The sequence below is a fragment of the Nostoc sp. NZL genome (assembly GCF_015714705.1).
GTDB classification, from domain to species: Bacteria; Cyanobacteriota; Cyanobacteriia; order Cyanobacteriales; family Nostocaceae; genus Nostoc; species Nostoc foliaceum_A.
The window spans coordinates 15,199-27,301 of record NZ_WBKL01000124.1 but is presented as its reverse complement, the minus strand read 5'-3'; the positions used below and the strand labels follow the sequence as shown (position 1 = coordinate 27,301).

Sequence of the window (12,103 nt, the reverse complement as noted above, 5' to 3'; positions counted from 1 at the left end):
AGAATTTTCCCCTCTGCCCCCCGCACCCCGCCCCTCTGCCTCTTTCCCATGCCCAATCCGTCTAAAATAGGTAAATCCCCTAACAGAAGATGGTCTATGAACCAGCCGATATCTGAGACAGTGCGCTGGACTACCGCCGATTTAGAGTTGTTTCCAGATAACGGGAACCGCTATGAAATTATTGACGGAGAATTGTTTGTGACCAGAGCGCCTCACTGGAACCATCAAAAAACTTGTGTCAGAATTAGCACTTCTTTGGATAATTGGTCACAGACTAGTGGTTTGGGAGAAGTTGTGACTGCTCCAGGAATAATTTTTGGCGAGAATGATAATGTCATTCCTGATGTTGTCTGGGCTAGTAATGAGAGATTACCCCTGCTTTTGGACGAGGCGGGGCATTTGACGGGTGCGCCAGAACTGGTAGTAGAGGTTCTATCTGCTGGTATTGAAAACGAAAAACGGGACAGGGAACTTAAATTAAAGCTTTACTCAGCAAGAGGTGTCAGAGAATATTGGATTGTAGATTGGCGTAAGCAACAGGTGGAAGTTTATCGACGTGAACAAGCGAGTTTAAAGTTAGTTGGTACGTTGTTCAATGGTGATGAGTTGAACTCACCCATATTGCCTAATTTTACTTGTGCGATCGCATCCTTATTTACTTAATACAAGTTTACATACAGCCTATTTCAAGTAAATGAAGTACACAGGTAGGGGCACAACATGTTGCAATCTGCTGTAATTAGCTTAACTGTGCTGCAAAAACTCAACTTTGGGCAATAACGGGTCAGTCACAATACCCACACCGCTAAAACCCCAACGTTTGAGCAAGTTTCCCAACTGTGTACCTGGAATAGATTCCACAGTAAAGCGGTTTGCCACTTCTGACGCGTGGGTGTTCAGATAACTTAAGGCATCAAAGTTTTCTCGAAACAGCAATAAATAACCTGATGCTTCGGCGTTAGGACGAGCTATGAGATAATTACCGTCAGTTTTTGAGCGCACCAAGTAATAGACTTCGGACAGCATGGGGATAGGAATGGGGAGAGTAGGGGAGCAGGGGGAGCAAAGGACAGTAACTAACGACTAATGACCAATGACTAATGACTAATTGAGATTTTCTAGGCGAATGCGTGGATCGGCGGCTTTTAACATTAAATCGGCGATTAAATTACCAGCAATCAGCAAGACTGCGCCCATTACCAAGCTTGCCATTAACAAATATAAATCTTGAGCCTGTAAAGCCTGTAGAGCCAACCTCCCTAAACCAGGCCAGTTGAAGAAAAACTCGGCAATAAAGGCACCATTTAATAAACCAGCTAATTCAAAACCTAATAAGGTAATTAAGGGATTTATCGCATTGCGGAGAGCATGAACGTAGATAACGCGGTTTTCTGGCAATCCTTTGGCACGAGCCGTTTGGATGTAATCTTGACGCAGAACATCCAATAATTCGCCGCGAGTGATGCGTTGTAAACCAGCAAAACTAGTAATTGAGAGGGCGATGGTGGGTAAAATCATGTGCCAGCCGATATCTAAGATTCTGCCGAACCACGACAATTCCGAGTGATTGATGCTAGTCATACTACCCACTGGGAATAAGGGCGAGGTGATTTGGGCTAAAACCAACAACGCTAAGGCAGTTATGAAACTGGGAAAGCCTTGTCCGGCATAACTAATCACCTGTAAAATCCGGTCTGCTAGCTTATTTTGGTTAACAGCAGCAAAGATCCCTAGAGGGATGGCGATCGCCCATGTGACAATTAAAGATGCGATCGCTAATAGCAAAGTCGCTGGTACCCGTTCCCACAACAGCGACGATACTGAACGTTGATAAATAAAACTCGTGCCAAAATCTCCCTTTGTCAAGATTCGCCATAGCCACAGCCAAAATTGTTCTAGCCAAGACTTATCCAAACCAAACTGCCGTTTGATTTCTTCAATTCTTTCTGGCGATATCTTCGGGTTTTGCCGCAGCGTATCTACATAATCACCTGGAGCGAGCTGAATAATGAAAAACGACAACGCTGACGCTAGCAACAAAGTCAGTAGTGCCTGCAATATCCGCTTTACCACATAAACAAAAGTTTCACTTGTGACTAGCGTTATTAGCCAATCTCGACCTGTCTCCAAGGAAATTTTTGTAGATGTCATTTGTCCTTTGTCCTTTGTCCTTTTTCCTACCCTACGGGAAGCCGCCCTTTGAGCGTCTATGTCAGTTGTCTTTTGCCACTTGTCCTTTGTCTGGTGACTAATAACCAATGACTAATGACCCATGACTAATATTCAATTAGGGAGATAATTGGCACGTCCGGCAAATATGTCCGTCCTTGTAAATCCCGTAGCTCGATAATAAACCCAAACCCTACTAGTTCGCAGCCAATCTTTTGCACCAACTTTGCTGTCGCACTCGCAGTTCCGCCCGTGGCAATCAAATCGTCCACAATCAAAACTCGGCTACCTTGGTGTAAAGCGTCTTGGTGTACTTCCAGGCAGTCTGTACCATACTCTAGTTCATATTCAATTGAGTGAACAGCTGCTGGTAACTTACCTTTTTTGCGAACGGGAATAAAACCAGCTCCTAATTGATAAGCCAGAGGTGAGCCAAAAATAAATCCCCTCGACTCCATCCCAATGACATAATCTGCCCTTATTTCAGCTTCATTGCATTTTTGTGTTAAAAAGTCAATAGTGTAGCGCAGTCCCACTGGATCGCGCAGCAGCGTAGTAATATCCCGAAATAAAATTCCGGGTTTGGGGAAATCTGGGATGTCACGAACGAGAGACTTCAAATCCATAAAACAGGGGATGGGGAGTAGGGAGTGGGGAGTAGGGAAAGCTAGGAGTGAAGAGTGAGGAATTATTAATTTAAATTCATAACTATCTTAGTACCGAGTCATCAGTACTGAGTCTCTAGCTCCAGCCTTTATTCCTTAGTCTCCAATTTTCAGATACCTGAAAAATCGTACACTATAATGTCATACGCTGGGGTTCGAGGCTGAAGCTTCGTTCTTTATTGACGATAATTAGAATCTAAACCAAGCTAGAAAAGGTATTGCACTAAATAAATGGGGTGAATTAACTTATGTTTTAAAACTTTGATTTCAATATAGGGAAAACTTTGAGTAGAAAGAGTTAAGTAATGTATATATCAGGTAGTTATGCTACTACTACAAGTCTAATGTTCTTGTTTGGCTACCGAATCTTAAATTTGTTTTACCTAGTCTGTTGGAACCGCACAAGGTATTTATAGAATGAATGTCTCAGCAAGTTTAACGCCGTTCAACAGTGCAGCCCAAGAGTCACTGCCGATGATTCTGGACACTCTACCAGATCCTGCGATCGCTTCCAAGACGTGTCCTCGGAGAACTAGGCTGCAAATTGACTTAATTTTATTGGCAATTGAAGCTTTAGAGCTTGGTGGTTCGGAAGCAATCCTGTCTTTTGCTCAAGAGTTGGATCTAAAAGGAATTGTTAAAGACAGGGTGAATTTATGGCGGATGCGTAGCTCTAATCCGCTACGGAGAGCGCACATGCGCCGTCCCTTAACTATTATGGAAGCAAAAGCTCTGGTAGTCATTGCTTGCTACATAGCGCGGCGTTTAACTGTTGTGATTCGCCAGTTACTAATGATATGTCAACAAATGGAAGAAAAGCAGATTCCATTAGAACAGAATTTGCGCCTATCTAATTACCTAGAGCGGTTTAGAGCGCATTTTAAGAGCCGGATGAATGCTCGACGTTCTGGTGTACTAGCATTAAGTTCTGATGAAAAATTAGATGAGCTAGCTATAAATTTGTTAGGACAATTATTATTTTGTACTGGTACAGCTGGAATGCAGCGGTTCTGGATTAGTCTTTTTGACGGTGAAGTGGAATGAATATTCAACGTAAGTACAGTTTGCCTAATTGTACACTGCTTTTAGAAGGGTTAAGTGATGTCACTAGGGCTGCACACTTCCAGGAAATGCGCCCGGAATTATCAATATTGGTAAATGCAGAATGTTATTTATCTGGTTACAACCAACCCCTAACGGGAGGGCGGGAATTTTTTGAAAGTTTGGTGAGGGCTGTTAGTGGCTATGCCCAAGAATTTTTAAGTAGTGTACCCAATCCGCAAGCACACAACCAGGAATCGGAACTAGTAGAGTTTCAGAAAATTGACAGCAACCGACACAGGTTGATTATACATTCAGAAGGCTCTCCAGAAGGGTTTGATCACTCTAACAATTCCAAACGGCCGCCTATTGAAATAGATTTGAATACGGTACAGTTGTTTGATTTAGTGGAAGCAGTGGATCAGTTTTTTGCCGATAGCCAAACTTTACCTGAACTTTCTCTAGAACTACAACCAGTTACCAGACGCTATGGCGGTGCTAGTCAGGCTTTAATCAGGCAGGCTGTACCTGCTGCTGTGGGTGTGTCAAGTTTAGCAGTAGCAGCGATCGCCTTTAACTTGATTCCACCTCCTCAAATGCGTCCACCGCAGCCTAAACCAGATGAGCAAACTAGCTCTACAACAAACAATATCACTCCTCCAGCATCAGCTGCTGCAACTCCCTTCGCAGCTGTAACCCCGACACCAACGCCCACAGCTAATACAAAGCCGACAGTTAAAGATTTAGAAGCACTTTTAAATACAGTTCCAGAAATTACTGATCCATCCCAGTTACGTGCATTGAATCGTCAAGTTTACAACCAGGTTCATCCAGCTTGGACTAATCGCTCAGGATTGCAACAGGATTTGATCTATCGTCTGGGTGTAGCTGCGGATGGAGCGATCGTTGGTTATAAAGCGTTGAATAAAGAAGCAAATCTAGGAGTGGGACAAACTCCTCTGCCTAACGTACTTTACAATCCAGCTAACCGCGCTCCCATTTCCAATGAACCGATCGCCCAATTTCGAGTAGTGTTTACTACAAAAGGTGTGTTAGAAGTTAGCCCTTGGCGGGGATATGCTAGAACACCAGAGGTTGTCGGCACAAAAATTACTGACTCTAACATAGTCAAAGGTTTAAACCAAAAGCTTTATAGTACAGTTCGCCAAACCTGGAGTGGTACTCCCACCTTTACGCGAGATTTGAAATATCGGGTGGCAGTCAACAAAGAAGGAGTAATTGCTGACTATGAACCACTCAACCAAGTCGCCTTTGACTATTTCCGAGAAACACCCCTTCCTAAAATGTTCAACGCTATATACGGTTCCAACGTCGCAGCTCCCAACGATAAAGAACCTCTTGCCCACTTCCAAGTGATATTTAAGCCTAGCGGTACGCTGGAAGTTATTCCTTGGCGGGGATATCAATAATAATTCATAATTCGTAATTCGTAATTTTGAACTATGAAATTACAAATTACGAATTTACCTTGTAATTCTCCGCATATAATTTCCCCACAACTGAGCTGCTTGAGCGCTGCTACCAGATGTAGGGGAATTATTGTCGTTTCCCAGCCAGACACCAGTCACAAGCCGCCGACTGGGGATAAAACCTATGAACCATAAGTCAACGTTTTTATCAGTCGTGCCTGTTTTTCCAGCTTCCCCCAGTCCAATTGCAGCACTACGACCAGTACCTCTTGTGACTACGCCACGCATCAAACTAGTCATCTCATCGGCTACACCATTTGCCAGCACTCGTTTGTTGGCATCTGGATCTTGATCGAAGGAGTAGATTACACGGCAGGTTTTGATATCATTGCGATCGCGGCAATCACCACTGTCTAAAATTCGGTTAATCGCATGGGGAGGATTCCACACACCACGATTGCCAATAGCGCCAAAAGCACCAGTCATTTCCAAAACATTGACCACACTTTGACCTAATACTAAGCCAGGAACTGGATCAAGGGTTGATTTTATTCCCAAACGCTGCGCCATTGCCACGACTCTATTCAGCCCGACTTCTCTGGCAACTCGCAGGGCGATGGGATTTTCTGAAAGAGCCAGCCCGGTGGCAATATCTAAACTAGCGCCAGCACCAGCACGACAGGGTTTATAAGTAAAGCCTTGCCAAGGTAAAGCGGCGCAAGAATAACTTTTTGATTCTGAAATTCCCTGTTGAATAGCGGCGGTGTAAGCAAAAATTTTGAAGGTGGAACCTGGTTGTCTTTTGGCTTGAACAGCACGATTGAACTGACTTTTCCTGTAATCAGCCCCGCCCACCATTGCCAGGATACTGCCTGTACTAGAGTCAAGTGTGACCACCGCCCCTTGAGAAAAATTAAAATTTCTACCGGCGTTGTTCACTGAATTATTCAATGCTGCTTCTGCTTGGCTCTGTATCGCTGGATCAAGCTTTGTTTCAATGATATAATTTCCTTCTCTTGCGGCTCCCTCCCCCAAGATTGATTCAAGCTCAGAGAAGACGTAACTGTAAAAATAAGGAGCGATCGTCTTAGCTTGCTGTTCACAGACTTTAGGACTAACTTGAACAGTGGAGCGTCTAGCTCGGTTCGCATCTTCAGGTTTAATTTTGCCCATCTCCAGCAACCGCTTAATCACGCGATTCCGGTATTCAGCTGCTTCTAGCTTATTTGGCCCATCCCCACAGAAATCGAAAGCGTTGGGAGCAGGTAAAATTCCTACCAAAGTTGCTGCTTCTGCCAAAGTTAATTCTTTAGCCGACTTCTCAAAGTAGTACCGGGCTGCATCCTCAAAGCCAGAGGTATCTCCCCCCAAAAAAACCCGATTTAAGTACATCAGCAAAATTTCATCTTTGCTGTAAAAGGTTTCGAGCTTCAAGGCAACAATTGCCTCTCGCAATTTGCGTCCAAGGGTATCCTGTCTTCCTACATACTCGCGGAACAAACTGCGGGCAACTTGCTGGGTAACAGTGCTGGCTCCTTGTTGCACATCTCCGCTGCGGCTATTGATCAACACGGCTCGTAAAATCCCCAGAGGGTCAACCCCAAAGTGCCAGTAGTAACGACTATCTTCTGAAGCCACTACCGCAGCAGGTAAATAAGGGCCAAATTCCTCTAATCGCTTCATGTCTACATGAGAGGTAGTCCGAGGCTCTCTTAGGGGAGTGGCTCCATCACGGGCGTAAACAACTACTGGAGCGCGTGTAGCTGTAGGTAGTGGTTTAACTTGAAATTTTAGCCATTCTACGCCAATCACTAACGCTAACAGGGCACTAACACCGCCAACACCATAAGCTGTCCAACTGGCAGCTTTGACATACCAAGCTGGTGGATCGACGTATTGCAACCGCACAGAAGCGGCGAGTTCTGGGGGGCCCAGAGTAAGAATATCGCCGTGACGCAGTTCCAGGGAATTAACACGACGCTTGCCCCGATAAATGCCATTGGTAGAGTTTTCGTCTTTGATGACGAAAACTGGTGTGCGCTGAGTAGAATTCCGCGATAGCGATAGGTGAATTTGGCTGACAACAGGGTTACGGATGACGATATCGCTGGATTTGGAGCTACGACCTAGAATATAGCGATCGCCCAACAGTGGATATACCTCTGCCTTATCCGCCCCCGCATCCTGCACCCAGAGTTCCGGTACTTTGGCATTAGGCTTGAGCGCCAATTTAGAAAAATCGACCCTAGCTTGAATAGTATGTACTGCTTGAGTCAGTTGACCAAGTAACGTTTGTGGCTTTTGAGGGGGTTGGGGAAAACTCATCGGCTATTCACATCACAGTTTTTAGTGAAGAATCGGGCGAATTACAATTTTAGATGTTAGTCTTTCATCATTTTACTCATAAGCCAAAGCATAAATTTTTTATACGGTACTTTTTGAGCTAATTTATACTTGTAACCAGCTTAAGTCCAGAATTAGTTTGTTATTTTTGTAACTTATTTACAGAGGCACATTTTTTTCTCCATTCTCAAAGGCTCATTTTATATAATATTGCTAGTTATATAACTACAGTCATTACATTTATTGTTGTATTTATAAACACTAGTTATCAGGAGACAGCAGATTTAATTTTTACCAATTTTACATATCCATATATTTTGAAACAAACCTAAATATATTCATTTAGGAAGATTTTCTAAATCTCATTGTCTGTTTTAATGGGCCGAGTGTTCCGTTTAGGTTAATTACAGAATGATGGGAAAATCTCTGACTCTGATTGGTGCGGCTTTATCTTTGGCATTCACCACTAATATTGCCGTAGCCGAATCCAGTAAATCCCCCATAGCCCAATCCAGTAGCGACTCTACTAATGCACCAACGGAAATCAAGATGTCGCCAGAAGGAATGAAAATTCTGTGCGAGTATTTTCCACTCAATTCCCGTTGTTCCGGTGGCACAGCAGTCACCCCTAGCGCTCCTGGTAGCACTACAGTTCCGGCAGAAACCACGCCTGATAGCACCACCACGCCCGATAGCACAACTCCTGATAGCACCACCACTCCTGATAGCACAACTGCACCAGGAACCATCACCCCAACTGAACCTGGCACTCCTAGCAATTTAACTCCAGCACCAGGAACCGTCACCCCAACTGAACCTGGCACTCCTGGTAGCACAACTGCACCAGGAACCATCACCCCAACTGAACCTGGCACTCCTAGCAACTTAACTCCAGCACCAGGAACCGTCACCCCAAATGAACCTGGTACTCCTGGTAGCACTACCGAACCAGGAAGCTCAACTTCACCTGAGTCTGGTACTCCTGGCAGCACTACCGAACCAGGTATGAGTTCTCCGAGTACAATTCCAGGCTCTAGTTCGCCAAACACTCCTACCCCAGGTAATTAAATTAAAAGCTGGGGCATAATCTGAATACTAGTTTGTCTTCAGCGATTGTCAGTGCATCTTGACTTCTTACACCAGTTATGTGAACTGGTATAAGATGAAAAATCAAAATCGCTAAAACCAATAAATTAAGTCCTCGCATATAAGACTGAGCAAGGATTTCAAAAATCGATAGCCTGGGATTAATCATCCCAGGCTTAATAGTTTAATGCGACCTGCCAGTTGAAGTTGGTGTTTTTTGCAAGGAAGCAATTAACAGGCAAACAATACCAATACTGATAAATGAGTCAGCCACATTAAATACAGCAAAGTTAATCAGGCGAAAATCAAGAAAATCAACGACGTAGCCTAAAACAAAGCGATCAATACCGTTGCCCATAGCTCCACCTAAAATCAAGCCATAGCCCAACTGATCCCATAAGTTTAACGTTGGGCCAAACAAGGCCAACGCTATCAATACTAAACTCACTCCTAAAGATAGCCATCGCAACCACTCTACTTTCCCACTTAACAGACTAAAAGCGGCACCAGTGTTAGTGACATAGGTGAAGTGAAATATCCCAGGTAAGAGTGGTAGTGTCTGCCCTAAGCTAAAGGTTTGCACCACCCAGTATTTTGTTATTTGGTCTAAGAAAAAAGCTATGAAGGCAGCGATCCAGAAAAGGCGATTTTTTAAACGCATGGTGAATTAGTCATTGGTCATTGGTCATTATTGAGGCAGCACAGTTGCTGTTCCTCCCTTGGGGAGAAGGCGAGCCATTGCGTTAGGAACTCTCCTAAAGTTGTAGCAAGTTGTGTAGAAACCACGTCAGTTCCTTCTCCCAAGGGGAGATGTTGCGCGTAGCTTGCCTTCCTTCCCAGGAGGGATACAAGTTGGGCATTGCCTACCCAACGCAGCCGCTCATAGGAGCTACTGGTGATAACGTAGCGTTAGCAATTCCTTTCCCAAGGGGAGACACCGAAGGCAAACGAGCGTCACGCGTAAGGGTCATTCATTGGTCATGAGCTTTTGACAAATGACAAAGGACGAAGGACAATAAATTAATAAAACATTAAATGACGCAATACATATGCTATTACAGTAACGGCACAGACCACAGTTAGTTGCCCTGGTAGTGCAAACCAGGAATATCTGAGGATTGCTTGCATCAAGGGTAGATTTTCTGTGCCTTTCCACTGAAAAATATAGCTAATAATCAAATAAGTAATACCGCATAGATGGAGAGTTAACAAGCCACAGATGCAACTAAAGGCGAGAGTTTCCAGTCGAGGTCTAGCTTTAAAAGCGAACAAACCACAAATCCAAGCTCCAGGAATAAAGCCTAGCAAATAGCCAAATTGAGATAACTTGATATAACCGATACCGCCGCCATCGGCAAATACTGGTAATAACGTTAAACCCATCACTAAATAAGCAATTTGCGACAGGGCACCGGCATTTTTGCCCCCTAAGCAACCTACCAGTAGCACTGCACCAATTTGAAAAGTGACACCTAAAGAAAAAGTCTGAATTCCGTGCCTACTCCAACTCCAGGGTAAGGTGATGCCATAAGCTTCTAGGAAAGTACCACCCATTGTCAGGAGTAAGCCAATCATAGACCATAGTAATTGATTGGAAGCAGCAAACATTTATCAGACAACCAGGGAAAGGCAAAAGAAAAAACCAACAGGAACCAGTATAAACATTAATCTATGAACTCTCCCACCTTAGCTTTGCTTATACTGCTAGCTTCCTTCCCCGTAGGGGTATGCAGAACCCAAATGGCAAGGAGGGGTTTCAATTTTACTGCGGAATACCTTACCTTAAAGCTGCTTGTTAATTGATAATTTATAGCAGTAAATTTATTTAAAAATGTGCAATCTCAAAAAAATATTTAAAACGTACCCAAATTATTATTTGTATTTTACTTTGTGCAACACTAATTAATGGTATAATTTGTATCATAATTTTAAGGCTTTATCCGTCTTAATATGTGCCTTTGCTAACTTTAATTTTAGGAATTATAAGTATGTATTAGCATTTACTTAACCGTTTGTTAACCTTTGTCTTACTTTTGGGTGCTAATGTTCATACTGTTAATCCATAGCATCATTTATAAAGATCCTTATGTTCTCTTCAAAGGTGCAGTTGGTTGCTCCCCTGGTTGCTCTAGCAATTGGTATTGGCTCTTGCGGCGATAATAATCAAGCTTCTAACAACTCTAGCCCAGCAGCTGATGGCGGCGCTACCCCAGCCACCAACACAGCAACCGGATCAAATTTATCTGGAAAAGTCCAGATTGATGGTTCTAGTACCGTCTATCCTATTTCTGAGGCGATGGCAGAAGAGTTTCAAAAGGCTAATCCTGGGGTGCAAGTTACTGTGGCTTCCTCTGGTACAGGTGGCGGCTTCAAGAAATTCTGTGCGGGTGAAACTGATATTTCTAATGCTTCCCGCCCCATTAAGCCGGAAGAAGTGGAACTATGTAAAAAAGGTAATATCGAGTACATTGAATTGCCAATTGCTTACGATGGTCTATCTGTAGTGGTTAACCCCCAAAACAACTTTGCAGCTTGCCTCAAAGTTGATGAACTAAAGAAAATGTGGGAACCTGCGGCTCAAGGCAAAATTACCCAATGGAACCAAATTAACCCGAAATTTCCTGCACAGAAAATAGGTTTGTATGGCCCTGGTACTGACTCTGGTACTTACGACTATTTCACTCAAGCCGTTGTGGGTAAAGAAGGGCAAAGCCGAGGGGATTTCACTGCTAGTGAAGATGACAACACCCTGGTACAGGGTGTAGGCGCTGATCAAGGTGGTATAGCCTTCTTTGGCTATGCCTATTATGAGAACAACAAAGAGAAGTTAAAGCTGGTTGGCATTGATGGTGGTAAGGGCTGTGTTCAGCCAAGTCCACAAACCATCGGCGATGGTACTTATCAGCCGCTTTCGCGCCCAGAGTTTATCTACGTTAAGAAAACTGCGGCGACTCGTCCTGAAGTCAAGGCTTTTGTTGATTTCAATTATGCTCCAGCAAACCAAAAGCTAGTTACAGAAGTGGGCTATGTACCTTTACCTAGCGATCTACTGACTGAAGTTCAGGGACGCTTTAATAGTGGAAAAGTAGGTTCGATTTTTGAGGGTAAGGGTTCTCAAGTGGGTGTTACTTTAAAAGACCTTCTCAAGCAAGAAAAGTAAGAGTTATCCACTAATTACTTGTTTGAAAATGCGAGTTTATCTGCACAATTTGCACTAAGCCCTAGTAGCTGGAAGTAGGAGCTTATCAAAAAAAGTCTGCTTATACTGGCTTTATTTAAGGCTTATGGTCTTGAAAGTAAGCTTTATTTCCAGCCTAAGGCCAGTTCTCATAGAATGGTAGTGTGTCCATACATACAAAGAGAGTTTGA

11 protein-coding genes are annotated in these 12,103 nt (G+C 43.6%); 4 read left to right on the top strand and 7 right to left on the bottom strand.

Translation table 11 applies throughout. The features are described from left to right. Positions 1-96: 96 nt before the first annotated feature. A complete protein-coding gene (locus F8R90_RS17825) occupies positions 97-663 on the top strand; it encodes a Uma2 family endonuclease (protein ID WP_196511826.1) in 567 nt (188 codons plus the stop codon). 81 nt (positions 664-744) lie between these two features. Here F8R90_RS17825 and F8R90_RS17820 read toward each other — a convergent pair whose 3' ends face one another. The 3 genes from F8R90_RS17820 to F8R90_RS17810 form a co-directional block, all read right to left on the bottom strand. Then, complete coding sequence (locus F8R90_RS17820) at positions 745-1,026, bottom strand: hypothetical protein (RefSeq protein WP_196511825.1); 282 nt, start codon at positions 1,024-1,026, stop codon at positions 745-747. A 78-nt stretch (positions 1,027-1,104) separates the two neighbouring features. Beyond that, positions 1,105-2,151 carry an ABC transporter permease gene (locus tag F8R90_RS17815; RefSeq protein WP_196511824.1) on the bottom strand — a complete coding sequence of 349 codons (1,047 nt, stop codon included), beginning with the start codon at positions 2,149-2,151 and terminating at the stop codon, positions 1,105-1,107. 125 nt (positions 2,152-2,276) lie between these two features. After that, on the bottom strand, positions 2,277-2,795 hold the full coding sequence (locus F8R90_RS17810) for an adenine phosphoribosyltransferase (protein WP_196511823.1): 519 nt from the start codon (positions 2,793-2,795) through the stop codon (positions 2,277-2,279). 456 nt (positions 2,796-3,251) lie between these two features. On the opposite strand from F8R90_RS17810, the gene F8R90_RS17805 reads away from it, so the two are divergent. Beyond that, positions 3,252-3,878, top strand: coding sequence for a DUF3038 domain-containing protein (locus F8R90_RS17805; protein WP_190892531.1), 627 nt, complete (start codon positions 3,252-3,254; stop codon positions 3,876-3,878). Next, positions 3,875-5,305, top strand: coding sequence for a DUF4335 domain-containing protein (locus F8R90_RS17800; RefSeq protein WP_196511822.1), 1,431 nt, complete (start codon positions 3,875-3,877; stop codon positions 5,303-5,305). The genes F8R90_RS17805 and F8R90_RS17800 overlap by 4 nt, the downstream gene beginning before the upstream one ends. Positions 5,306-5,359: 54 nt before the next feature. Here F8R90_RS17800 and F8R90_RS17795 read toward each other — a convergent pair whose 3' ends face one another. The 4 genes from F8R90_RS17795 to F8R90_RS17780 form a co-directional block, all read right to left on the bottom strand. Next, entirely contained in the window at positions 5,360-7,630 is a 2,271-nt protein-coding gene (locus tag F8R90_RS17795) for a transglycosylase domain-containing protein (protein WP_196511821.1), read from the bottom strand. A gap of 422 nt (positions 7,631-8,052) precedes the next feature. After that, the gene (locus tag F8R90_RS17790) at positions 8,053-8,697 is read right to left on the bottom strand and encodes a hypothetical protein (RefSeq protein WP_196511820.1); all 645 of its coding nucleotides are present in this window, start codon (positions 8,695-8,697) and stop codon (positions 8,053-8,055) included. Positions 8,698-8,918: 221 nt separating this feature from the next. Further along, complete coding sequence (gene lspA, locus F8R90_RS17785; RefSeq protein WP_190892513.1) at positions 8,919-9,395, bottom strand: signal peptidase II; 477 nt, start codon at positions 9,393-9,395, stop codon at positions 8,919-8,921. A 359-nt stretch (positions 9,396-9,754) separates the two neighbouring features. Continuing rightward, on the bottom strand, positions 9,755-10,342 hold the full coding sequence (locus tag F8R90_RS17780) for a biotin transporter BioY (protein WP_196511819.1): 588 nt from the start codon (positions 10,340-10,342) through the stop codon (positions 9,755-9,757). Between the two features lie 478 nt (positions 10,343-10,820). Here F8R90_RS17780 and F8R90_RS17775 point away from each other — a divergent pair, with 478 nt between their 5' ends. Next, the gene (locus tag F8R90_RS17775; protein WP_196511818.1) at positions 10,821-11,894 is read left to right on the top strand and encodes a PstS family phosphate ABC transporter substrate-binding protein; all 1,074 of its coding nucleotides are present in this window, start codon (positions 10,821-10,823) and stop codon (positions 11,892-11,894) included. Positions 11,895-12,103 lie beyond the last annotated feature (209 nt).